A 24,210-nucleotide genomic window follows, 5' to 3' on the forward strand; every position below is an offset into this window, starting at 1 on the left:
ATGGGTGCCATCGTTTGCTTCGGCGAAATTTTGATCGATCTACTAGCGCAGCCGCCGGCCTCGGCCGACACCCCGCGCGCGTTCCTGCAGTACGCCGGCGGTGCGCCGGCCAACGTTGCCGTGGCAGCCGCACGGCTGGGTGCGAAGACCCAGTTCGTCGGCATGCTCGGCCGTGACATGTTCGGTGACTTCCTGGCGGACAGCCTGGTCGAGCACGGCGTGGGCACCGATTACATCGTGCGTACCGATGCGGCGAAGACCGCACTGGCCTTCGTCGCTCTCGACGCCAGTGGCGAGCGCAGCTTCAGTTTCTATCGCCCGCCGGCCGCCGACCTGTTGTTCCGTGGCAGCGATTTCCAGGCCGCCTGCCTCGACAGCGCGCAGTGCTTCCACGTCTGTTCCAACAGCCTGACCGAGCCGGCCATTGCCGAGGCGACCTTTGCCGGCATGGACCGTGCCCGCGCTGCCGGTGCGGTGGTCAGCCTGGACCTCAACCTGCGTCCTGCCCTGTGGCCGGCGAACGAGGACCCGACGCCGCGCCTGTGGCAGGCGCTGGAACGCGCCGACCTGGTGAAGCTGTCGCGCGAAGAGCTGGACTACCTTGCCGCTCCGCTCGGCGCCGATGGCGAGGCGGCGGTGCTGCGGCGCCTGCTGGCCGCGCAGGCGCGCTGGGTCATCGTCACCGACGGTGCGGCCACGCTGCATTGGTACACCCGCGACAACCACGGCACGGTGACCAGTTTCCGCGTGGCCACGGTCGACACCACGGCTGCCGGCGATGCCTTCGTGGGCGGCGTGCTGGTCGGCCTGCTGGAGCGCGGCGGGGCGGGTGCAGGTTTTGCTGCATTCTGCCAGGACCCGCAGGCCATCACCGCCACGCTGCGCTTCGGTGCGGCGGTGGGCGCGCTGGCCGTTACCCGCAAGGGCGCGTTCGCCGCGATGCCCTCGCTCGATGAAGTGCAGCAGCTGCTGCAGGCACAGGACATTACCGCATGAGCCCCTCGCCCGATTTCCGTTCGCCCGCGTTCCTGCGCGCGCATATCGCCGACACCATGGCGTTCTACCACCCGCGCTGCATTGATCCGGAAGGCGGCTTCTTCCAGTACTTCCGTGACGACGGCAGCATCTACGATGCAGACCATCGCCACCTGGTGAGCAGCACCCGTTTCGTCTTCAACTATGCGATGGCCTATCGCGAGTTCGGCAATGCCGAGTACCGCGACGCGGTCGAGCACGGCGTGCGCTACCTGCGCGAGGTGCACCGCAACCCGGCGACTGGTGGCTACGCCTGGACCCTGCGTGAAGGCAAGGTCGAGGACGACATGAACCACTGCTACGGCGTGGCCTTCGTGCTGCTGGCCTACAGCTGCGCACTGAAGGCCGGTGTCGAGCAGGCCCGCGCCTGGATGGACGAGACCTGGCAGCTGCTGGAGGCGCGCTTCTGGGAGCCGCAGCACGGCCTGTACAAGGACGAAGCCGATGGCCAGTGGAACTTCACCGGCTATCGCGGCCAGAACGCCAACATGCACATGTGCGAGGCGATGCTGGCGGCGTTCGAGGCCAGTGGCGAGCAGCGCTATGTCGAGCGCGCGCTGCAGCTGGCCGACAACATGACCCGTCGCCAGGCTGCCAAGGCCGGTGGCCTGGTCTGGGAACATTACGATTCCAACTGGGAGATCGACTGGGACTACAACCTGGACGATCCCAAGCACCTGTTCCGCCCGTGGGGCTTCCAGCCGGGCCACCAGACCGAATGGGCCAAGCTGCTGCTGATCCTCGATCGCCACGTGCAGGCCGACTGGTTGGTTCCGACCGCGCAGCACCTGTTCGATGTGGCCGTGGCGCGCAGCTGGGACGACGCGCGTGGCGGTCTTTATTACGGCTTCGCACCGGAATCGCGCCGGCAGCCGGGCATGGATGGCGCCCCGATCGGCGGCGACAGTTTCGTCTGCGACGACGACAAGTACTTCTGGGTGCAGGCCGAGACGCTGGCCACCGCCGCGCTGATGGCCAAGCGCACCGGCGACGACCGCTACTGGCAGTGGTACGAGCGCATCTGGGCGTACTCGTGGGAGCACTTCGTCGACCACCAGTACGGCGCCTGGTTCCGCATCCTCGATGCCGACAACCGCAAGTACAGCGACGAGAAGAGCCCGGCCGGCAAGGTGGATTACCACACCATGGGCGCGTGCTACGAAGTGTTGAACGTCGTGCGTTGAGGAAGGTGCGCCGGGCATGGCCCGGCGCTGCCGGACGCTGGACGCATGGGTAGCGCCGGATCAGACCCGGCGCACGAACAGGAGTCTCACGTGCATCGCATTTCCTTCGTTGTCCGCCTGCTCCTGCTGCTGATCGCAGCGTCCGCGTTCCCGGCAACTGCAGCGCCGCTGCAGGCACAGTGGGAGTTCCGCATGCTGCCCGGCGACGCCGAGGGTGCGGCCCATCCAGGCCTGCAGCAATGGCGTGCGGCGAAGGTGCCGGGCAACGTGCACACCGACCTGCTGGCGCATGCATTGATCCGCGACCCGTACGTCGGAGCGCCCGAAGCCGAGCTGCAGTGGATCGGCCTGGCTGCCTGGGAGTACCGTGCCCGCTTCGACGTGGATGCGGCGACCCTGGGCAAGCCCCATGCCGAGCTGCGCTTCGACGGGCTGGACACCTATGCCGAAGTCAGCCTCAACGGCAAGCCGCTGCTGCGCGCGGACAACGCGCACCGCACCTGGCACGCGCGCGTGGACGGGCGCCTGCGGGCCAAGGGCAATGAACTGCAGATCGTCTTCCGTTCGCCGATCGGTACCCTGCTGCCGGGCGTGCAGGCGATGCCGCACAAGATCGCCGGCAACTATCCTTCGCCCTATGGGGATGAGCCCAAAGACGCGATGGTCGGCAACTTCGCGCGCAAGCCGGCCTACCACTTCGGCTGGGACTGGGGCCCGCGCTATGTCACCGCCGGCGTCTGGCGCGGGGTCGACCTGCAGGCCTGGGACGCGCACCGCCTGACCGATCTTGCCGTGCGCACCGATGCACTGGACGCCCGCCAGGCAAAACTGGCGGTGCTGCTGCAGGTGGAGCAGGGCAGCGCCGCCGGTTCTGCGGTGGTCAATGTCGATGTGCGCGATCCGCAGGGTCGCAGCGTGGCCCAGCAGCAGCGCACGGTGCTGCTGAAGCCCGGCCAGAACAGTGTGGAACTGCCGATTGAACTGGTGGAGCCGAAGCGCTGGTGGCCGGTGGGCCATGGCGCACAGGACCGCTATACCGTGCGGGCTCGACTGGATGATGGTGCCGATGCAACGCTGGCGCGCGAGCAGCGCGTCGGCCTGCGCACGGTTGAACTGCGCCGCGAGGAGGACGGCAAGGGAGGGCAGGGCTTCGCCTTTGTCATCAACGGCGTGCCGATCTTCGCCAAGGGCGCCAACGTGATTCCTTTCGATGCCTTCCCTGCACGCGTTGATGCCGCGCGCCTGCGCCAGGTGCTGACTGCCGCGCGCGACGCCAACATGAACATGCTGCGCAACTGGGGTGGCGGCTACTACGAGGACGACGCGTTCTTCGACATCGCCGATGAGCTGGGCCTGCTGGTCTGGCAGGACTTCATGTTCGGCGGCGGCATGCAGCCGGGCTACGATCCGGCCTTCCGTGCCAGCGTGGTGGCCGAGGCGCGCGACAACGTGCGTCGGTTGCGCCACCACCCCAGCATCGTGCTGTGGTGCGGCAACAACGAGGAAGAAACCGCCTGGAAGGACTGGGGCCACGGCCGCGACCTGAAGGCTGCCGACCCGGCGTTTGCAGCGAAGGTCTGGCAGGGCTACGTCGACCTGTTCGGCAACGACCTGCGCCAGGTGGTGGCCAAGGAAGGGCTGGGCGTACCGTACTGGTCCAGCTCGCCCAGCAATGATCTGGATGAGAAGGCCAACGATTCCACCCGTGGCGACAAGCACTACTGGCAGGTCTGGGGCAATCCTGCGCTGCCGGTGCAGGCCTATCTGCGCGAGACCCCGCGCTTCATGTCCGAGTATGGGTTGCAGGCGTGGCCGTCGGTAGCGACGGTGGACCAGATCGCAACCCGTGCCGAGCAGCGCATCGACAGCCCGGTGATCCGCGCGCACCAGAAGTTCATGGCCGGCGAGGGCAACAGCCGCCTGCTGCACTACATCGAGCTGGGCTACGGCGCACCGAAGGACTTCGAGGACTTCGTCTACCTCAGCCAGGTGATGCAGGCCGATGGCATCGCGCTGGCGGCGCTGCATCATCGCGCCTCGCGGCCGTACACGATGGGCTCGTTGTATTGGCAGCTCAACGATGTCTGGCCGGGCGCCTCGTGGTCCAGCGTGGACTACTTCGGCCGCTGGAAAGCGCTGCACTATGCCGCGCGGCGCTTCTTCGCGCCGGTGACGGTGGCGGCGCTGCGCGACCAGGGCAGCACGCGGGTGCGCCTGATCAATGACGGCGCCGCGCTGGATGCACGATGGCGGCTGCGGGTGATCGACATGGACGGCAAGGTGCTGCGCCGGCGCGAGGAAGCGGTGACGTTGACGGCCGAGGGCGTCACCTCGATCGGTGATTTCCGCGATGCCGAGTTGCTGGCCGGTGCCGATCCGAAGCACACGGTGGCGGTGTTCGAGTTGCTGCAGGATGGCAATGTCAGTGCGCGCCAGGTGGTCGGTTTCGTCGAGGCAAGGGGCCAGGTGTTGCCACGGCAGAAGCTGAAGGCCACGCTGTCCATCCAGGGCGACCACTACCGTCTGCGCCTGGAGAGCGCGGCGTATGTGCGCGCGGCGTGGATCGATTTCGGTGCGCTGGATGTGCAGGTCGAAGACAACCTGCTGGACCTGCTGCCGGGCGAAACCCGCGATATCGCGGTGCGTGGCCCGGTGGACCTGGCGACGCTGCGCGAAGCGCTGAAGGTCAGAACCCTCAACGATCGTTGAGACAAAAAAGGGGACGGAGGGGATTAAGTCGTTTGTGGCACACATGCGCCACAAACGACTTAATCCCCTCCGTCCCCTTTTTCTTGCTTACAGCTTGATCTGCTGGAAGTTCTCGACCCGCTCGTGGCCGTTGGCGGCCTGGCCGGTACGCGGCATCGGGTAATCATCCAGGCGGTCGATCAGGCGGGTCTGCAGGCCGGCTTCGCGCGCGGCATCCAGCTCTTCCACCACATCGGACAGGAACAGGATCTCGCCCGCCGGCACGCCGATGGCCTGCACGATGCGGCGGTAGCTGCCGGCCTCGCGCTTGCCACCGATTTCGGTATCGAACCAGCCGGACACCAGCGGGCTGAGGTCACCGGCGTCGCTGAAGCCGAAGAACAGCTTCTGTGCCGGCACCGAGCCGGAAGAGTACACGTAGAGCGGCAGGCCGGAGGCGTGCCAGCCGTTCAGCACCGGCGCCACTTCCGGGTAGAAGTGCGCGGTGTAATCGCCGCGACGGTAACCTTCATCCCAGATCAGGCCCTGCAGCGCCTTCAGTGCGGTGTGCTTGCGGTCCTGGTCGATCCAGCCCTGCAGCGTCTCGGCCACCAGGCTGTCCTGGCAGGCGCCGCCGATCTCGGTAGCCACCGCATCCAGCCAGCGGCGGACCTCCGGCTGCTGGCCGTGTTCGGCGACGAACGCGGGCAGTGCCTTGCGGGCATAGGGGAACAGCACGTTCTTGACGAACGAGATGCTGCTGGTGGTGCCTTCGATATCGGTCAGGATGACGCGGGGCTGCATGGATCAGGATGCCTGGGTAGGTACGTAACGGGGGAACTTCTGCGCGATGTCGGTGCCGGTGAAGTGGCCGACCCAGCCATCCGGCTCGGTGAAGAAGCGGATCGCCACGAAGCTCGGCTCATCGCCCATGTCGAACCAGTGGGTAGTGCCATCGGGCACGGCGATGAGATCGTCCTTCACGCATTCGATCTCATAGACCTTGTCACCCACGTGCAGGGTGAACAGGCCGGAACCTGCGACGAAGAAGCGCACCTCGTCTTCCTTGTGGAAGTGCTCGTCGAGGAACTTCTTCCGCAGCTCGGCGCGGTTCGGGTTGTCCGGGGCGATCGAGGCCACGTCCACGCTCTTGAAGCCGCGCTCGGCGACCAGCCGATCGATGTCCGCGCGGTAGGCGGCGAACACCTCGTCCTGGCTGGCGCCGGGTGCGACCGGTGCGGTGGCCTGCCAGCGCTCGAAGGTGACGCCGATGTTCTGCAGTTCGGCAGCGATGATCGCGCCGTCCTGGGTGTCCAGCAGTGGCGAATCGGGGCGGGTGTCGTCGTAGATGCGCAGTCGGCTCATGGCGGCAGCTTGAACGTCTCGGGGGGAAGACAGGGTATCAGGGTGGGGACGGGGTGCAGATTCCGGATCGGCATCTGCACCTGCGGCGGGTTCAGCCGCGCAGCCTGCGCAGTTCCAGCTCGCAGTGGAACAGGAATTCGAATGCTTCCAGGTGGCGGCGGGCCTCGGCCATGTCGCGGCCCCAGGCATACAGGCCGTGGCCGTCGATCAGGTAGCCCCAGAGCGGCTGGCGGTCGAGCAGGTCGTCGACCTGCGCCGAGAGCACGTTCATGTCCTGGGTGTTGGCGAACACCGGCACGTCGATGGCCATTTCGTGGGTGCTGTTGCCGGCGAAGGCCTTCAGCAGCTCGTAGCCTTCCAGGCGGATATGGCCCTGCGGCGCGTACAGGCGCGAGGCGATGGTCTGCACCGGCGAGTGGGTATGCAGCACGCAGCCCACTTCCGGGAAGCGGCGGTACAGCTGGGTGTGCAGCAGGGTTTCGGCGGACGGGCGCAGCGGGCGGCCAACGGCCTTGCCGTCGAAGTCCACCACCATGATGTCGTCCTCGATCAGGCGGCCCTTGTCCTTGCCCGAGACGGTGATCGCCGCATGGCGGTCATCCAGGCGATGGGAGAAGTTGCTGCTGGTGGCCGGGGTCCAGCCGGCATGGGCCAGTTCGCGGACGTTGTCGATCAGCAGCTGGGCCAGTTCGCTCAGGCGCGCGGTGTCGTAGGGAAAGGTGGGGGCGTTCATGGAGGCGATTTTACTGGATTCGGCCAACGGCTGAGACCCTCGTGGCTGGTTGATTGCAACGACCGGGTTCCGGGATCTGGCCGGGCGGGTTCCGTGCGCGCCAGCCACGGACGGAGTGAAGAAGGAAAGGCAGAAGCGGGTCGCGGCGCTACGCTTGCTCGGAGCCGAGCATGGCTCGGCTCTACAAAGAATTCATCGACCGGAGAAAATTCATTCCCCGGACGAATTCATCCACGCATGGCGTGGATCTACCGTGTCAGCGGTGGGGCGGCATGGGTTCGAGGGAGTGTCCGCGGCATGGATGCCGCGGCCAAGGCTGCAGGGATGGATTCACGGCGTCCCCCGCGAACCCATGCCTCCCCGCCAAACCCACAGCCCCGCTGTTGCCGTTGCTCCGGCTTCAAAGGCGGGTGCAGGGCCGCAGGCCCTGCAATGCAAAAAACCTCACTTACCCCGCAGGCGGCTGTGCTTGAAGCCGTAGCAGAAATAGATCACGAAGCCGACGAAGGTCCACACACCCATCAGCATCCAGTTGTGCATCGTCATCGCCGACAGCAGCGCCAGGCAGCTCAACACGCCCAGGCTGCAGATCAGCCATGCCATCGGCATGCGGAACGGCCGCGGCAGGTCCGGCTGGGTACGGCGCAGGATCAGCACGCCGGCGCACACGGCGGCAAAGGCGATCAGCGTACCCATCGAGGTCAGCTCGCCGAGGATGTCCAGCGGGAACAGCGCCGCCAGCAGCGCGATGCCGATGCCGGTGATCACGGTATTGATGTGCGGGGTGCGGTACTTCGGGTGGATCTTGGTGAACACCGGCGGCAGCAGGCCGTCGCGACCCATGATCATGAAGATGCGCGGCTGGCCGATGATCATCACCAGCACCACCGACGAAAGGCCGACCAGTGCGCCGACCTCGACCACCCAGCGCAGCCAGCCCAGCTGCGGATGCGCGGCCACTGCGGTCACCACGGGCTCATCGGTGCCGAGCAGCTGGTAGGGCACCAGGCCGGTCATCACCGCGGCCATCGCGATGTACAGCACGGTGCAGACCACCAGCGACAGCATCATGCCGATCGGCATGTCACGCTGCGGGTTCTTCGACTCCTGCGCCGCCACCGACACCGCCTCGAAGCCGATGTAGGCGAAGAACACCATCGCCGCGCCACGCAGCACGCCTTCCATGCCGTACTTGCCGGGGCCTTCATTGGCCGGGATGAACGGGGTCCAGTTGCTGGTGTCGACGTACTTCCAGCCGACCACGATGACCAGCACGATCAGGCCGGTCTTCAGTACCACCATCGCCATGTTCATTGCCGAGGACTTGCTGATGCCGACGTAGCACAGCCAGGTCAGCAGCAGCACCAGTGCGGCGGCCGGCAGGTTGGCGATGGCGCCGGTGGGGCGCAGCTGCGCGTCCAGTGGCGCACTGACCAGCGCCGCTGGCAGATGGATGTCGAACTGGCTGAGCAGGCTGAGGAAGTAGCCGGTCCAGCTGACCGCGACCGCCGAAGCGGAGACGCCGTATTCGAGCACCAGCATCCAGCCGATGAACCAGGCGGAGAGCTCGCCGAAGGTGGCGTAGGTGTAGGTGTAGGCGCTGCCGGAAACCGGCACCATCGAGGCGAACTCGGCGTAGGCCAGCGCGCAGAAGGCGCAGCAGATGGCAGCCAGCACGAAGGACAGCATGATCGCCGGGCCGGCGTGGTTGGCGGCGGCCTGGCCGGTGATGACGAAAATGCCGCCGCCGATCACTGCGCCAATACCCAGGGCGGTGAGGCCCCAGGGGCCAAGGTGGCGGCGCAGGCTCAGGCCGTTGGCGTCTTCATGGGCGGCATGCGGGTGCTTGGTGGCCCACAGTTGCTTGAACATGTGTGGTGGTCTTGTCGAAGCGCGCCATGACCGGCGCGCGGGGAAAACGGACGGGCCGGCGCGAGGCCGGCCCGTAGGCGGATCAGGGCGACTTGGCGAGCTTGCTGTTGCGGATGCCGTAGCCCAGGTAGATCAGCAGGCCGAGCAGGGTCCAGCCGACGAACAGGTGCCAGTGCACCACGAACGCCTGCCAGAACAGGAACAGGCAGGTGGCCGCGCCCAGCGGGCAGATGATCCACACCATCGGCACGCGGAACGGGCGGTGCAGGTCGGGCTTGGAATAGCGCAGCACCAGCACGCCGATGCAGACGGTGGCGAAGGCCAGCAGGGTGCCCATCGAGACCAGTTCGCCCAGCACGTTCAGCGGCACCAGGCCGGCCAGCGCAGCGGCGATCACGCCGACCACGATGGTGGCGACGTACGGGGTGCGGAAGCGCGCGTGGACCTTGCCGAAGAACTTCGGCAGCAGGCCGTCACGGGAGATGGTGTAGGCGATGCGGGTCTGGCCCATCATCATCACCAGCACCACCGAGGACAGGCCGGCAATGGCGCCGATTTCCACGAACGTCTTCAGCCAGGCAAGGGTCGGGTAGGGTTCCAGTGCGGTGGCCACCGGCTTGTCGGTGCCCAGCAGGTGGTACGGCATCATGCCGGTCAGCACCGCACAGACGATGATGTAGACGATGGTGCACACCGCCAGCGAGCCGAGCAGGCCGATCGGCATGTTGCGCTGCGGGTCCTTGGTTTCGCCGGCGGCGGTGGAGACCGCATCGAAGCCGATGTAGGCGAAGAACACGATGGTGGCCGCGCGGAACACGCCGCTCCAGCCGAACTCACCCGGCACGCCGGTGTTTTCCGGGATGAACGGGTGCCAGTTGGCCGGGTCGATGTGGGCCGCGCCGATGCCGATGAACAGGCAGATGACGGTGACCTTGATCGCCACGATGATCGCGTTGACGAAGGCCGACTGGGTCACGCCCACGTACAGCAGGCCGGACACCGCCGCCACGATCAGCACCGCCGGCAGGTTGAACAGCTTGCCGGAGGAGACGAACTCGCTGCCGGTCCAGGCGATGGGCGCGGCGCTGAGCAGGTCCGGGAAGGGCATGTGCAGCGTGGTGGTGATGAAGCTGATCAGGTAGGCCGACCAGCCCACCGCGACCGAGGCCGAGGCGAACAGGTACTCCAGCACCAGGCACCAGCCGATGAACCAGGCCATGCCTTCGCCGAGGGTGGCGTAGGAGTAGGAGTAGGCACTGCCGGAGACCGGCATCATCGCTGCGAACTCGGCGTAGCACAGGCCCGCCAGGGCGCAGGCGAAACCGGCGATCACGAACGACAGCATCACTGCCGGGCCGGCGTGGTTGGCTGCGGCCTGGCCGGTCAGCACGAAGATACCTGCGCCGATCACCGCACCCACGCCCAGCAGGATGAGGTGTTTAGCCGTGAGGGTCCGTTTCAACGTGGCTTCGCCGTCCAGGCTGCCTTCGATGGGTTCGCCGGCATCGACGTGCCCGGCCGGCTCGACCGGCTTGACCCTCAACAGAGCTTTCAGCATGCAGTACTTCCTAGTGATCGGATTGGGTGGGCGGTCGATACGTCGTCAACAGCCCTGAATGGTGAAGGCCGTGCGAACGGCCCGCTGTACCTTAGCAAAAGCTGAAGCCAACGCACAAGCACAATCGCAACAATGAACGGCGATAATGAGCAGTATTTTTCCAGACCATCCCCATTCATGCACCAGACCGCCGAAACCCTTGCCGTGCTTGACGATCGCCTGCGTGGCCTGCTGCGGGACTACGCCTGCCGTGAGCCTGCCCACGACGCACTGGCTGCCGAATTCGGCACATTGCTGGACGATCCGGAAGATCCGTTCCGGCGTGAACGGCTGGCCGGCCACTTCACCGCCAGTTGCTGGCTGGTCAGCGCCGACGGCCAGCGCCTGCTGCTGACCCATCACCGCAAGCTCCAGCGCTGGCTGCAGCTGGGCGGTCACGCCGACGGCGACCGCGACCTGGCCCAGGTGGCATTGAAGGAAGCCGAGGAGGAGTCGGGCCTGAGCGGCCTGGTACTGGAAGACCCGGCCATCTTCGATCTGGACAAGCACTGGATTCCGGAGCGCAAGGATGTGCCCGGGCACTGGCACTACGACGTGCGTTTCGTGATCCGGGCACTGGGCGGCGAGGCCTTCGTGCTCAGCGAGGAGTCGCTTGACCTGGCCTGGCGGCCGGTGGCCGAGGTCGCGGCCGATCCGGAATCGGACGAATCGATGCAGCGCATGGCGCGCCGCTGGTTGGCGCGCTAGCAAGCTGTAGAGCCGAGCCGACGCTCGGCTCACTGCTGGCCGGAACAGCAGCCGAGCATGGGCTCGGCTCTACACGAAGGCAGCGATGCATATCGCCCGGTAGATCCGCGCCATGCGCGGATGGCGCGATGCCTGTAGAGCCGAGCCGGCGCTCGGCTCGATGTTGGCTGGAACAGCAGCCGAGCATGGGCTCGGCTCTACAAGAAGACAGCGATGCATATCGCCCGGTAGATCCGCGCCATGCGCGGATGGCGCGATGCCTGCAGAGCCGAGCCGACGCTCGGCTCACTGTTGGCCGGAACAGCAGCCGAGCATGGGCTCGGATCTACAGGAAGACAGCGATGCATATCGCCCAGTAGATCCGCGCCATGCGCGGATGGCGCGATGCCTGCAGAGCCGAGCCGACGCTCGGCTCACTGCTGGCCGGAACAGCAGCCGAGCATGGGCTCGGCTCTACAGGAAGGCAGCGATGCATATCGCCCGGTAGATCCGCGCCACGCGCGGATGGCGCGATGCCGGGAACATTCCGATCAGTACAGAATGCGGGTGCGCAGGGTGCCTGGGATCGCTGCAAGTTCTTCGCGCACCGCGGCGGCCTGTTCCTCGCTGGCGGTGATGTCGATCACTACGTAGCCCACCTTCGGGTCGGTGCGCAGGAACTGGCCGTCGATGTTGACGTTGTGGCGCGAGAAGATCTCGTTGACCTTGGACAGCACGCCCGGCACGTTCTGGTGGATGTGCAGCAGGCGCAGGCTGTCGGCGTGCTCGGGCAGGGTCACTTCCGGGAAGTTGACCGCCGACAGGGTGCTGCCGTTGTCGCTGTAGCGCACCAGCTTGGCGGCGACTTCCACGCCGATGTTGTCCTGCGCTTCCAGCGTGCTGCCGCCCACGTGCGGGGTCAGGATCACGTTGTCGTGGCGGGTCAGCGGCGATTCGAAGATATCGCCGTTGCCCTTCGGCTCGACCGGGAACACGTCCAGCGCGGCGCCACCGACGTGGCCGCTGGCCAGGGCCGCGTCCAGCGCATCGATGTCGACCACGGTGCCGCGCGCGGCGTTGATCAGGTGCACGCCCTTGCGCATCTTCGCCAGCTCGGTGCTGCCGATCATCCATTGCGTGGACGGGGTCTCCGGCACGTGCAGGGTGACGATGTCGGCGCGCGCCAGCAGATCGTCCAGGCTGGCCGCCGCACGGGCATTGCCCAGCGCCAGCTTGGTTTCCACATCATGGAAGATCACCTGCATGCCCAGCGATTCGGCCAGTACGCCGACCTGGGTGCCGATGTGGCCATAACCGATGATGCCCAGCGTCTTGCCGCGCACCTCGTGGCTGCCGCTGGCCGATTTCGACCAGCCGCCGCGATGGCATTCGGCGTTCTTCTGCGGGATGCCGCGGGTCAGCATGATCGCCTCGGCGATCACCAGCTCGGCTACGCTGCGGGTATTGGAATAGGGCGCGTTGAACACCGGGATGCCGGCCAGTTCGGCCGCGTCCAGGTCGACCTGGTTGGTGCCGATGCAGAAGCAGCCCACCGCGATCAGGCGCTTGGCCTCGGCCAGCACCTCGGCGCTGAGCTGGGTGCGCGAACGGATGCCGACGATGTGCGCCTCGGCAATGCGCGCCTTCAGTTCGTCCTCGGGCAGCGCCTTGGTATGCGCTTCGATCTGGCTGTAGCCGGCGGCGCTGAACACCTCCACGGCGGTCTGGCTGACCCCCTCCAGCAACAGCACACGGATATCCTGCTTCGGGAACGAGGTCTTCTTCGGCGACATGGGGCAACACGGCCAGTGGGACAGGGGCTGACCACTATGCCAGATAGGGGCGCCCATGGTGCAGTGCGCAATTGGTTGCATCCGTAGCTATCTGCACGGCCGCGGGGCTGGACGCTGGCGCGTGCCGCTGGCACGCTTGCCCGTTCTTCACGCACCGCGCTGGACCGTCATGACCGATTCCCGCATTGCCTCGCTGCAGCAGGCCTGTCCTGGCCTGAAGCTGAAGACCGACCCGGCCGACCTGGAGCACTACGGGCGCGACTGGACCCGGCGCTGGACGCCGGCACCGCTGGCGATCGCGCTGCCGGCCACGGTGGAGGAAGTCCAGACGGTGATGCGCTGGAGTGCCGCCGAGGGCGTGGCGGTGGTGCCGTCGGGTGGGCGTACCGGCCTCTCGGGTGGCGCGGTGGCGGCCAACGGCGAACTGGTACTCAGCCTGGAGCGGATGAACAAGGCACTGGCCTACGATGCGGTCGATCGCACGCTGGTGGTGCAGGCCGGCATGCCGCTGGAAGCCGTGCACAACGCCGCGCTGGACCACGGCCTGATCTACCCGGTGGACTTCGCCGCGCGCGGGTCCTGCACGATTGGCGGCAACATCGCCACCAATGCCGGCGGCATCCGCGTGATCCGCTACGGCAACACCCGCGAGTGGATCGCCGGGCTGAAGGTGGTCACCGCCAGCGGCGAGCTGCTGGAGCTCAACAAGGGCCTGATCAAGAACTCCAGCGGCTATGACTTCCGGCAGCTGCTGATCGGTTCGGAAGGTACGCTGGGCGTGATCGTCGAGGCGACGGTGAAGCTGACCGATCCGCCGCCGGCCAGCAACGTGATGCTGCTGGCAGTGCCGAGCTTTGAGGTGCTGATGCAGGTGTTCGCCGCGTTCCGTGCGCGCCTGCAGCTGCAGGCCTTCGAGTTCTTTACGGACCGGGCGCTGGAGCATGTACTGGCGCATGGTGCGCAGGCTCCTTTCAATGAGGTGCACCCGTACTATGTGGTCACCGAGTTCGCGGCCAACGACGAGGCACAGGAAGCGGCGGCGATGGCCGCCTTCGAGGACTGCCTGGGCAACGGATGGGTCAGCGACGGCGTGATCAGTGCCAGTGATGCCCAGGCAGCCCAGCTGTGGCGCCTGCGCGAAGGCATCACCGAATCGCTGGCGCGCTACAAGCCTTACAAGAACGACGTCTCGGTGCGGATCTCGGCGATGCCGGCGTTCCTGGCTGAAACCCAGGCACTGATCGGGCAGGCCTATCCGCACTTCGACGTGGTCTGGTTCGGCCATATCGGCGACGGCAACCTGCACATCAACGTGCTCAAGCCCGATGACACCCGTGACGCCGATTTCGTGGCGCAGTGCGAGCACGTGACCAAGCTGCTGGCCCAGGTACTGGGGCGCTTCGATGGCAGCATCTCGGCCGAGCACGGAATCGGCCTGGTCAAGAAAAGCTACCTGGACAGCACCCGCGGCCCGGCCGAGATCGCCCTGATGAAGGCGGTCAAACGCGCGTTCGATCCCCAAGCGCGGCTGAATCCCGGCAAGCTGTTCGACGCATGACCCGGGCAAATCCTTCACGCACCCGTTACGCTCCACGCATCCTCACAACCGGCCTCGAACCGATGACCCGTCCGCTTCTGCTGCTCGCCCTGCTGTCCCTGCCGCTGGCCGGCTTTGCTTCCAGCTTCGCCGGCACCTCGGCCGGCTCGGCGACCGGTGCCTCCTCCGGGTCCTCGGGCAGCAGCTCGGGCGACGACAAGGTGGTGCTGGCCGCACGCGATGATGCGGCTGCATTCGTCGCCAGCGACGGCCAGATCCGTGGCGCCCGCCTGCAGGCCGCGCTGGTCCACCTGCGCGAGCTGAGCGCGGCCGCGCAGCAGCAGAGCGACCTGGAACTGGCGCGTACGCTGCTGGCCCGTTGATCCGGGCGGCATGACCCGCGCGATGTCGCTGTCTGTAGAGCCGAGCCATGCTCGGCTGAACACCCGGATCCCGCGGGCCGCAACAGCAGCCGAGCATGGCTCGGCTCTACAGAGGCGTAGCGGGCGGCGAGGGTGGGTCGCCGTATTGGCGTGGCTGTTCATCCCCACAGCCTACGCGGCCGACCGCCTGCAGCTGGACCCATCCGGGTTGGACGGGGCACAGCAGCAGCTTGCACGGCAGACCCTGGCCGATGTGCAGTCACTGCTGCCGGAGGGCCTGCTGCGCGCATTGCCGGCGCAGGTCCAGGTGAGCTGGAGTGACGCCCTGCCACCCGATGTGCATGGCCGTGCCTTCGGCGGACGCATTGCGCTGCGCCGCGACCTGCTGGACGACGGGGTGCCGGGTGCACGCCGCGCGCGACGCAGCGCACTGGTGCACGAACTCACCCACGTCGCCGACCGCAGTGGCGCGAACTGGTCGCGCAGTGCGCGCTGGCGTGACCTGGCGGGATGGCAGCGCAAGCCCTGGCATCTCGGCCGTGGCGACAACGCGTTCCGTGACCGCAGCCCGGATGCCTATGAACTGAAGGATCCGGCCGAGTACCTGGCGGTGAACGCCGAGCATTTCGTGCTCGATGATGAGTTCGCCTGCCGGCGCCCGGCGCTGGCGCAGTGGTACCAGGCCCATCTTGGAACGCCGCCCTCGCTGCCACAACCGCAGTGCGCGGCGGCGCTGCCGTTGCTGCAGGCGGATCCGGAAGAAGGGGCGGCCTCGCTGCTGCAGCTCGATCCCTCGCGTGTGTACGCGGTGGACTACCTGTTCGCCGAAGGCAGTGCGCAACCGATGAGCCGCTGGGGCCACAGCATGCTGCGGCTGGTGATCTGCAGGCCAGGCCGCACGCCTGGTCCGGACTGCCGCCTGGACCTGGAATACCACCGCGTGCTGTCGTTCCGTGCGTTCGTTGGCGACGTGCAGATATCCAACTGGCGTGGCCTGACCGGAGGCTACCCGTCGCGCCTGTTCGTGCTGCCGCTGCAGCAGGTGGTGGACGAATACACCAAGGTCGAACTACGCGGGCTGCAGTCGCTGCCGTTGCGGCTGCAGCACGAAGAGATCGCCGGCCTGCTCGAGCGCAGCGCGCAGGTGCACTGGAGCTATGACGGACGCTATTACTTCGTCAGCAACAACTGCGCGGTGGAAACCGCGAAGCTGCTGCAGGCCGGCGTGCCCCGGCTGGGCGAGGCGGGGCTGGCCCAGCTGAGCCCGCGCGGCCTGAAGCGGCGACTGCTGCGGCTGGGCGCGCTCGACGAGCGGGTACTGGCCGATCGCAGTGCAGCGCAGGCACAAGGCTATTACTTTGCGTCGGCGCGCGACCACTACCAGCAGTTGTTCGCAGTGGCGGCGGATCAGTTGTCCTTGCCCGCCCGCGATGTGCGCGGCTGGTTGAAACTGCCTGCACAGCAACGGGCACCGTGGCTGCTGAAGGGCGACCTGCGCGCCAGCGCCGGCCTGCTGCTGCTGGAACAGGCCGCACAGCGGCGTGCCGAGCTGCGTGCGCGCGACGTGCTCAAGCGGCAGCTGCTGGCCGCTCCGGACAGTGCACAAACCCGCAGCCTGCGCGGCCTGCTGGAGCAGAGCGGGCAGTGGTTGCGCCCGGGAGTGCTGCTGCAGGACGACGGCTATGGGTTGCCGCTGGGTGAGGAACAGGCGCTGCTTTCCGAGGCCGTGGCCACTGCCAGTGCGCAGGCGGTCCCGGCGTGGCAGGCATTGCGCGTACAGCTTCGCCAGCAGTTGCCGGCGAAGCAGCGCGGGGAAATGGATGCGATCGACGCCAACCTGGCCGCACTGGGTGCGCACCTGCGCGCGCAGGCAGCCAGTCCGGCTACTGGCGCGGTAGTTCGATGACGAAGCGGCTGCCGCCGGCGCTGCCGGGCGTGCAGTAGACACGGCCGCCGTGCGCATCGGCGATGGCCTTGACCACCGCCAGGCCGAGCCCGCTGCCGCCGCCCTGGCGCGACCGTGAGCCGTCGGCGCGCATGAATGGAGTAAAGATGTCGGCGTGGAGTTCCGGATCGATGCCCGGGCCTTCGTCCTCGATCGCCACCTGCACATGGCCCGGCGTGTCGTGCACGGCGATCCGCACCTTGCCCGGGCTGGCATAGCGGCGCGCGTTCTCCAGCAGCGCCAGCAACGCCTGGCGCAGGCGCGTGGGATCACAGTGCGCGTTGTGTTCCTCGCGGCTGGTTTCCAGCTCCAGCACGAAGCCTGCGGCGCGGAACTGCGGATCGACCAGGGTCATCACCGAATGCACCTCGGCCACCACGTCGGTGCGCGCGCGGCGTACATCCAGCCGCGCATTGTCGGACAGGCTCAGCACGCGCAGATCTTCGATCAGGCGCGACAGCCCTTCGACCTGGGCAAGCAGGCTGCGGAACTGCGACTCGTCGGGCTGGAACACGCCCTCGGCCAGCCCCTGCAGGCGCCCGCGCAGGATCGTCACCGGAGTGCGCAGCTCATGGGCAATGGCTGCGTGCCACATCGCGCGCTCGCTCTCCATGTGCTGCAGGCGGCGCGCCATCGCATTGAAGTCCTCGACCAGGGTCGCCACTTCGCCCGGCGAGTTCTCCTCGACGCTGGCGCGGGCGCCAAGGTCGCCGCCGGCGAGCGCACGCACGCTGTCCACCAGCGAGTTCAATGGCGAGAGGATGCGGTGGGCAAGACGGAACGAGGCGGCGATGGCCAGCGCCAGGCCGGTCAGGATCACGCCCACCATCCATGCCAGTTCCGGCCCGGTTGGCAGCCAGCTTTCCGGCTCTTCGGTGCTTCCAGGGAAGAACTCGACCAGCACCGCGTACAGCAGCCACGAGGACAGGATCATCATCACGATGACACCGATCACCATCAACGACATCGAGACGATGATGTGGCGGCTGAGCCCGGAGCGGCGCAGGCGGCCCATCAGCGATCGGCCATCAACCGGTAGCCGACGCCGCGCACACTGGCCGGCACGTTGATCATGCCCACTTCGTCCAGCTTGCGGCGCAGCTTGCTGACATGGCTGTCAACGGTGCGCTCCAGCGCTTCGCTTTCCGGCAGGCATTCGTGCATCAGCTCGCTACGGCTGAAAATGCGGGTCGGTGCCAGCGCCATGCAGTGCAGCAGCTTGAACTCGGTGAGGGTGAGCAGTACTTCGTGGCTGTAACCCTCGCCTTCGACGTGCACGGCATGGGTGGCCGAGTCGATCAGCAGCGGGCCGACGCGCAGCGCGGTGGGTGCGTCCACGCGCGAGGCGCGCAGCGTACGCCGCAGCACGGCGCGCACCCGCGCAGCCACCTCGGCCGGGTTGAACGGCTTGACCACGTAGTCATCGGCGCCCATCCGCAGCGCGGTCAGTTTGTCCAGGTCCTGGTCCAGTGCGGTCAGCATGATCACCGGCGTCTCGCCGCGTTGGCGCAGCTGGGTCAGCACGCTCCAGCCGTCCAGGCGGGGTAGCTGCACATCGAGCAGGACCAGGTCGGGGCGGGCGCTGCGATGCAGGTCCAGTGCGCTGTGGCCGTCGCCGGCGCGCAGCGTGCGCAGTCCTTCGCGTTCCAGATAGGCGCTGAGAATGTCGGCGATCTCGGCCTCATCCTCGACGATCAGGACGAGGGCGGCGAGGGCAGGGGAGGCATGCATGCAGGGGCGGGGCCGTAAGGTGCTTGCCTCCATCGTATCTCCACACTTCCTCCATCGAAACCCCATCATCGCCACGCACACTGCGCGCTTCAGAACCTATCCGCCGCCTGCGCGGCATTGTGCACAGCAATGAGAACCTTCAGGACTCCGGTCGCGTTGATCGCGGCCCTCGCCTTGGCCATGACGGCCTGCTCCTCCCCCGAAGCCACCCCCGAAGCGGTGCCGCGTGTCAGCGTGATCAGCGTTGGCCCGCAGGTGGTGCAACGTGATGACGAACTGCCTGGGCGCGTCGCTGCGGTGCGTACCGCGCAGATCCGTGCCCAGGTGGGCGGCATCGTGCAGCGCCGCCTGTTCGACCAGGGCGCGGAAGTGAGTGCCGGCCAGGCGCTGTTCCAGATCGATCCGGCCGCGTTCCGGGCCGACGTCGATTCGGCGCTGGCTGCCCTGCAGCGCAGTGAGGCCGCGCTGGGCCGCAGCCGCGTGCAGTCGCAGCGCCTGCATGCGCTGGCTGCCGCGCAGGCGGTCAGCCAGCAGCATCGCGACGACGCCAGTGCCGAGTACGAACAGGCCCGTGCCGCGGTGAACGAAGCGCGCGCGATCCTGTCCCGGCGCCAGCTCGACCTCCGCTACGCCACGGTCAGTGCCCCGATTGCCGGCCGCATCGACCAGGCACTGGTGACCGAAGGCGCGCTGGTGGGAGTGGCCGATGCCGAGCCGATGGCCGTGGTACAGCAGATCGACCAGGTCTACGTTGACGTGCGGCAGCCGGCCGCGCAGCTGGAGTCACTGCAGCGCAGTGCCGCCGGTGGTGGCGAGCTGCCGGTGACGATCATCGGTGCCGCCGGCAAACCGATGCCCGAGCGCGGCCAGCTGCTGTTCTCCGGCATCAACGTCGATGCGCGCACCGGTGACGTGATCCTCCGCATCCTGGTCGACAACCCGCAGCGCCAGCTGCTGCCCGGCATGTATGTGCGCGCGAGGGTGCCACGTGGCGCGCCCGCCAGTGCTTTGACCGTGCCGCAGCAGGCGGTGCTGCGCAGCGCCGGTGGCCAGGCCTACGCCTGGGTGATCGGCGCCGACGGCAAGGCGGTGATCCGCACGCTGGAAGTGGACGGCAGTGTCGATCGCCAGTGGCTGGTGCGCACCGGCCTGAAGGCCGGCGAGAAGGTGGTGGTCGAGGGCCAGGAACGCCTGCAGGAAGGCGTGGTGGTCGATGCGCGCGACTGGCAGGTGCCGGTTGCCAGCACCGGTGCGATGCAGGCCGGCAGCAAGGGCTGAGCCTTTCCCGGCCAGCCCCTCCAGGGAATTCCAACATGGCACGTTTCTTCATCGATCGCCCGGTGTTCGCCTGGGTGCTGGCGATCTTCATCATCCTGGCCGGCGTACTGGCGATCCCGCGGCTGGCGGTGGAGCGCTATCCGGCGGTCGCCCCGCCCAGCGTCAGCATCTATGCCAGCTACCCGGGTGCCAGCCCGCAGACGCTGAACGATGCGGTGGTCGGCCTGATCGAACGCGAGTTGTCCAGCGTCAAGCACCTGCTGTACTTCGAATCTTCGGTGGACACCTCCGGCGAAGCGTCGATCACCGCGACCTTCAAGCCGGGCACCAACCCGGAGCTGGCGCAGGTGGACGTGCAGAACCGGATCAAGGCGATCGAACCGCGGCTGCCGCGCAGCGTGCGCCAGAACGGCCTGTTCGTGGAGGCCGCCGATTCCGGCTTCCTGATGCTGGTCGGCCTGCGTTCGCCGGATGCCAGCGTCAGCGAGGCGGCGCTGGGTGACTTCATGGCGCGCAACATCATCGAAGAGCTGCGCCGCATCGATGGCGTCGGCCGCGTGCAGCTGTTCGGTGCCGAGCAGGCGATGCGGGTATGGCTGGACCCGACCCGGTTGACCGGCTACGGCCTGACCATGGGCGATGTGGCAGCCGCCATCGAGCAGCAGAACCTGGAGATTTCGCCAGGACGCATCGGCGATTCGCCCAGCGTGCCGGGCCAGCGCATCACCGTGCCGTTGAGCGCCGACGGCCAGTTGTCCACGCCGGAACAGTTTGCGGCCATCGTGCTGCGCGCCGGGGCCGACGGATCACGGGTGGTGCTGGGCGATGTCGCCCGCGTCGAGCTGGGCGCGCAGAGCTATGCATGGGGCACCCGCGAGGACGGCCATCCCGCCACCGCCGCCGGCGTGCAGCTGCGCCCGGGCGCGAACGCGGTGCGCACCGCTGCGGCGGTGCGTGAACGCATGGCCGAGCTGGCGCCCCTGCTGCCGCGCGGCGTGGAAGCGAGCATTCCGTTCGACACCGCGCCGTTCGTCAAGGTCTCGATCCAGAAGGTGGTGCAGACGCTGCTGGAGGCGATGCTGCTGGTGTTCGCGGTGATGTACCTGTTCCTGCAGAACTGGCGCTACACGCTGATCCCGGCGCTGGTCGCACCGATCGCGCTGCTGGGTACCTTCGCGGTGATGCTGGCGCTGGGCTTCTCGATCAACGTGCTGACCATGTTCGGCATGGTGCTGGCGATCGGCATCATCGTCGACGACGCGATCGTGGTGGTCGAAGGCGTGGAACGGATCATGGCTGAGGAGGGGCTGCCGCCGCGCGAGGCCACCATCAAGGCAATGCGCGAGCTGACCGGCGCAGTGATCGGCATCACCCTGGTGCTGACCGCGGTGTTCATTCCCATGGCGCTGGCCAGCGGATCGGTGGGTGCGATCTATCGCCAGTTCACCGTGGCAATGGCAGTGTCGATCCTGTTCTCGGCGCTGCTGGCGTTGAGCCTGACGCCGGCGCTGTGCGCGACCCTGCTGCGCCCGAACACCCATGGCCATCATGGTCGTGGCGGGCTGTTCGGCGCCTTCAACCGTGGCTTCGAGCGGATGACCGGGCGTTACCAGCGTGGTGTGGCGTCGGTGCTGCAGCGGAGCGGGCGGGTGATGGGCGTGTTCGCCGCGCTGGTGGCTGCGTTGCTGCTGGGCCTGCACTGGCTGCCGGGCGCGTTCCTGCCGGAAGAGGACCAGGGCTATTTCATGACCTCGATCCAGCTGCCGGCCGAAGCCACCGCCGAACGCACGCTGGCGGTGGTGGAAGCGTACGAACGGCATGTGGCCTCGCGCCCGGGCATCGGTTCCAACCAGGCGATCCTCGGTTACAGCTTCTCCGGTTCCGGCCCCAGCGCAGCGCTGACCTACACCATGCTGAAGGACTGGGGCGAGCGCGCTGGCGCCACCGCCGCCGGTGAAGTGGAGGCCGCGCAGAAGGCGATGGCCGCGGTCGCCGAGGGCGAGGTGATGAGCGTGATGCCGCCGGCGATCGACAGCCTGGGCCGTTCCTCCGGCTTCTCGCTGGCCCTGCAGGCGCGTAGCGGACAGAGCCAGGCCGAACTGCGCGCGGCCCTGCAGCAGCTGCTGAAACTGGCCGAGGCCAGTCCGCTGCTGTCCGAAGTGCATGCCGATGGCCTGCCGGCCGGCACCAGCGTGCGGCTGGACATCGACCGGGCCAAGGCCGAGGCGATGGGCGTGGGCTTCGAGCACATCAGCAGCACGCTGTCGGCGGCGATGGGTTCGCAGTACGTCAACGACTTCCCCAACAAGGGCCGCTTGCAGCAGGTGATCCTGCAGGCCGATGCACCGCACCGGATGGAACTGGAGGACGTGCTGAAGCTGTACGTGCGCAACAGCGAAGGTGGCATGGTGGCGTTGTCCGAGCTGGTCACCGCGCACTGGACCGAGGCGCCACTGCAGCTGCAGCGTTATCTCGGGTTCCCGGCACTGAACCTGTCCGGCGCACCGGCCTCCGGCGTGTCGACCGGCCAGGCCATGGCGGAGATGGAGCGGCTGGCTGGGAAACTGCCCTCTGGCTTTGCCCTGCAATGGACCAGCCAGTCGCTGCAGGAGCGCGAATCGGGGCAGCAGGCGCCGTGGTTGCTGCTGTTGTCGATGCTGGTGGTGTTCCTGGTGCTGGCGGCGTTGTACGAGAGCTGGTCGATCCCGCTGGCGGTGATGCTGGTGGTGCCGTTGGGCCTGCTCGGCGCGGTTGCTGCGGTGCTGTTGCGCGGCATGCCCAACGACGTGTTCTTCAAGGTCGGCATGATTACCGTGATCGGGCTGTCTGCGAAGAACGCGATCCTCATCGTCGAATTCGCGCGGCAGCTGCAGCAGCAGGGGCGCGGCCTGGCCGAGGCGGCATTGGAGGCGGCCAGGCTGCGCCTGCGGCCGATCGTGATGACCTCGCTGGCATTCGCGCTGGGCGTGGTGCCACTGATGCTGGCGCAGGGCGCGTCGAAGGAAACCCAGCAGGCGATCGGAACCGGCGTATTCGGCGGCATGGTCAGTGCGACCGTGCTGGCCGTGTTCTTCGTGCCGGTCTTCTATGTAGTGGTGCAGGGGGCGCGGCAGTGGATCGCGCAGCGCCTGCGCAGGCGCCGGCCGATGCCGGAAGGAACCGTGGATGGAACGGAACATCGTTGAAGATCTGCACGAGCCCCAGCTGAAAGCACTGGAGCAGCGCCTGTGCGCAGCGCTGCTGGAGAATGATCACGATGCGCTGACCGCGCTGGTGTCGCCGGCCTTGTTCATGATGGATGGCCACGGCGGCCGCATGCTTGACCTGCCCTGGCTGGGCGATTGGTTGGCCGGTGGCCTGCAGGTGCGGAGCCTGCAGCTGCACGCGGTGGAAACGCTGCTGTGTGGCCGCCTGGCATTGCTGTCCAGCGACGTGCGGTTGTCGGTGTGGCGGCAGGGCCAGGAGCACGAGGTGACACTGCGCCTGTTGCGGGTGTGGACCTGCAGTTCCGGTGACAGTGGCGCACAGCTGCTGTCGATGGCGGTGCTGGCCGCGTGAGTGCGGTCAGGCCGCTTTCAGGCCCTGCTCACCGCCAGGTGGTAGGGTCGAGCATCCCAGTAGTGTCGACAAGGAGTCGAGCCATGCGTGTAGTTCCCAGTCTGTTGGCAGCCTCCCTCGGGTTGGTCCTGGCCGCGTGCCAGCCGGCCCAGCCGCCCGCTGCAAGCGGCAATGACGCCCCGCCTGCCACGCCGCAGCCGGCCGCCGGCACCGCCGGTGGCAGCGAGACCGCCTACCAGTGTGGTGACCTGAGCGTGCGCGCGACGTTCAATGGCGAGGATGCGGCCACGGTGGTGATCGGCGACCGTAGCTTCGCCATGACCTCCGAGCGTGCGGCGTCCGGCGCCAGGTACGGTGATGGCCAGGGCAACAGCTTCTGGACCAAGGGCAGCGACGACGGCCTGCTGAGCCTGAAGGGCGAGGCCGATCGCGAGTGCCATGCGGTGGAAGCCACCGAAGGCGATGGCAGTGCAGGCAATGCCGCGTTTCGTGCCACCGGCAATGAGCCCGGCTGGCTTGCTGTCGTCGATGGCGATGCGCCGGGCCTGCAGGTGGAAGTCGACTATGGCGAGCGTCGCTTCGACGTCGCCAAGCCCACCGAAGGTGCTGACGGCTGGAGCGGGAAGGCGTCCGATGGCACCGACGTCAAGCTCAGCTTCCAGCGCACTACCTGCCAGGATGACATGAGTGGCGAGGCGTTCGACGCCAAGGTGAATCTGACCATCGGCACGCGCCAGTACCACGGCTGCGGCAATTTCGGCGCGAAGCAGCCGTAAGCCATCTGTAGAGCCGAGCCCACGCTCGGCTGCGGTGCCTGTGCAGAG

General features: G+C 67.4%; 19 protein-coding genes. 11 read left to right on the forward strand and 8 right to left on the reverse strand.

Features of this window, described 5'->3' with window-relative positions; translation table 11 throughout:
• The 3 genes from B9Y64_RS16755 to B9Y64_RS16765 all read left to right on the forward strand — a co-directional run bounded on the left by B9Y64_RS16755 (nt 1) and on the right by B9Y64_RS16765 (nt 4,928).
• Nucleotides 1–996: a carbohydrate kinase family protein gene (locus tag B9Y64_RS16755; protein WP_100441677.1), complete on the forward strand. Its 996-nt coding sequence runs from the start codon at nt 1–3 to the stop codon at nt 994–996.
• On the forward strand, nt 993–2,219 hold the full coding sequence (locus tag B9Y64_RS16760; protein ID WP_100441678.1) for an AGE family epimerase/isomerase: 1,227 nt from the start codon (nt 993–995) through the stop codon (nt 2,217–2,219). The genes B9Y64_RS16755 and B9Y64_RS16760 overlap by 4 nt, the downstream gene beginning before the upstream one ends.
• A gap of 90 nt (nt 2,220–2,309) precedes the next feature.
• Nucleotides 2,310–4,928 (forward strand): beta-mannosidase, encoded by a 2,619-nt coding sequence (locus B9Y64_RS16765; RefSeq protein WP_100441679.1) that lies wholly within the window; start codon nt 2,310–2,312, stop codon nt 4,926–4,928.
• Nucleotides 4,929–5,015: 87 nt separating this feature from the next.
• Here the strand turns inward: B9Y64_RS16765 and mtnC are convergent, their stop codons facing one another.
• From mtnC to B9Y64_RS16790, 5 genes are all read right to left on the reverse strand, one after another.
• Nucleotides 5,016–5,711, reverse strand: a complete 696-nt coding sequence (gene mtnC, locus B9Y64_RS16770) for an acireductone synthase (protein ID WP_100441680.1) — start codon at nt 5,709–5,711, stop codon at nt 5,016–5,018.
• Between the two features lie 3 nt (nt 5,712–5,714).
• Complete coding sequence (locus tag B9Y64_RS16775) at nt 5,715–6,272, reverse strand: 1,2-dihydroxy-3-keto-5-methylthiopentene dioxygenase (protein WP_100441681.1); 558 nt, start codon at nt 6,270–6,272, stop codon at nt 5,715–5,717.
• Nucleotides 6,273–6,363: 91 nt separating this feature from the next.
• The gene (locus B9Y64_RS16780) at nt 6,364–7,005 is read right to left on the reverse strand and encodes a methylthioribulose 1-phosphate dehydratase (RefSeq protein WP_100441682.1); all 642 of its coding nucleotides are present in this window, start codon (nt 7,003–7,005) and stop codon (nt 6,364–6,366) included.
• A 444-nt stretch (nt 7,006–7,449) separates the two neighbouring features.
• Nucleotides 7,450–8,877 carry an amino acid permease gene (locus tag B9Y64_RS16785; RefSeq protein ID WP_100441683.1) on the reverse strand — a complete coding sequence of 476 codons (1,428 nt, stop codon included), beginning with the start codon at nt 8,875–8,877 and terminating at the stop codon, nt 7,450–7,452.
• An 82-nt stretch (nt 8,878–8,959) separates the two neighbouring features.
• The gene (locus B9Y64_RS16790) at nt 8,960–10,435 is read right to left on the reverse strand and encodes an amino acid permease (RefSeq protein WP_100441684.1); all 1,476 of its coding nucleotides are present in this window, start codon (nt 10,433–10,435) and stop codon (nt 8,960–8,962) included.
• Nucleotides 10,436–10,567: 132 nt separating this feature from the next.
• On the opposite strand from B9Y64_RS16790, the gene B9Y64_RS16795 reads away from it, so the two are divergent.
• Nucleotides 10,568–11,182, forward strand: a complete 615-nt coding sequence (locus B9Y64_RS16795; RefSeq protein WP_100441685.1) for an NUDIX hydrolase — start codon at nt 10,568–10,570, stop codon at nt 11,180–11,182.
• Between the two features lie 530 nt (nt 11,183–11,712).
• Here the strand turns inward: B9Y64_RS16795 and serA are convergent.
• Nucleotides 11,713–12,954, reverse strand: a complete 1,242-nt coding sequence (gene serA, locus B9Y64_RS16800) for a phosphoglycerate dehydrogenase (protein WP_100441686.1) — start codon at nt 12,952–12,954, stop codon at nt 11,713–11,715.
• 169 nt (nt 12,955–13,123) lie between these two features.
• Between serA and B9Y64_RS16805 the strand changes: the two genes are divergently transcribed.
• From B9Y64_RS16805 to B9Y64_RS16815, 3 genes are all read left to right on the forward strand, one after another.
• On the forward strand, nt 13,124–14,512 hold the full coding sequence (locus B9Y64_RS16805) for an FAD-binding oxidoreductase (RefSeq protein WP_100441687.1): 1,389 nt from the start codon (nt 13,124–13,126) through the stop codon (nt 14,510–14,512).
• Between the two features lie 62 nt (nt 14,513–14,574).
• Nucleotides 14,575–14,874 carry a DUF2388 domain-containing protein gene (locus B9Y64_RS16810; protein ID WP_100441688.1) on the forward strand — a complete coding sequence of 100 codons (300 nt, stop codon included), beginning with the start codon at nt 14,575–14,577 and terminating at the stop codon, nt 14,872–14,874.
• A gap of 145 nt (nt 14,875–15,019) precedes the next feature.
• Complete coding sequence (locus tag B9Y64_RS16815) at nt 15,020–16,780, forward strand: DUF4105 domain-containing protein (protein ID WP_238379925.1); 1,761 nt, start codon at nt 15,020–15,022, stop codon at nt 16,778–16,780.
• On the opposite strand, the gene B9Y64_RS16820 is transcribed toward B9Y64_RS16815, so the two are convergent.
• Nucleotides 16,758–17,834: an ATP-binding protein gene (locus tag B9Y64_RS16820; RefSeq protein ID WP_100441690.1), complete on the reverse strand. Its 1,077-nt coding sequence runs from the start codon at nt 17,832–17,834 to the stop codon at nt 16,758–16,760. The genes B9Y64_RS16815 and B9Y64_RS16820 overlap by 23 nt on opposite strands.
• On the reverse strand, nt 17,834–18,550 hold the full coding sequence (locus B9Y64_RS16825) for a response regulator (RefSeq protein ID WP_202909075.1): 717 nt from the start codon (nt 18,548–18,550) through the stop codon (nt 17,834–17,836). Before B9Y64_RS16825 ends, B9Y64_RS16820 begins: the two co-directional genes overlap by 1 nt.
• Nucleotides 18,551–18,679: 129 nt before the next feature.
• On the opposite strand from B9Y64_RS16825, the gene B9Y64_RS16830 reads away from it, so the two are divergent.
• The 4 genes from B9Y64_RS16830 to B9Y64_RS16845 all read left to right on the forward strand — a co-directional run bounded on the left by B9Y64_RS16830 (nt 18,680) and on the right by B9Y64_RS16845 (nt 24,162).
• Entirely contained in the window at nt 18,680–19,828 is a 1,149-nt protein-coding gene (locus B9Y64_RS16830) for an efflux RND transporter periplasmic adaptor subunit (protein WP_100441692.1), read from the forward strand.
• A gap of 35 nt (nt 19,829–19,863) precedes the next feature.
• On the forward strand, nt 19,864–23,013 hold the full coding sequence (locus B9Y64_RS16835; RefSeq protein WP_100441693.1) for a multidrug efflux RND transporter permease subunit: 3,150 nt from the start codon (nt 19,864–19,866) through the stop codon (nt 23,011–23,013).
• On the forward strand, nt 22,994–23,386 hold the full coding sequence (locus B9Y64_RS16840; protein ID WP_100441694.1) for a nuclear transport factor 2 family protein: 393 nt from the start codon (nt 22,994–22,996) through the stop codon (nt 23,384–23,386). Before B9Y64_RS16835 ends, B9Y64_RS16840 begins: the two co-directional genes overlap by 20 nt.
• A gap of 83 nt (nt 23,387–23,469) precedes the next feature.
• Nucleotides 23,470–24,162, forward strand: a complete 693-nt coding sequence (locus B9Y64_RS16845; protein ID WP_100441695.1) for a COG3650 family protein — start codon at nt 23,470–23,472, stop codon at nt 24,160–24,162.
• Nucleotides 24,163–24,210 lie beyond the last annotated feature (48 nt).

The sequence above is a fragment of the Stenotrophomonas maltophilia genome (genome assembly GCF_002799245.1).
In the GTDB taxonomy this organism is placed as follows: domain Bacteria; phylum Pseudomonadota; class Gammaproteobacteria; order Xanthomonadales; family Xanthomonadaceae; genus Stenotrophomonas; species Stenotrophomonas maltophilia_S.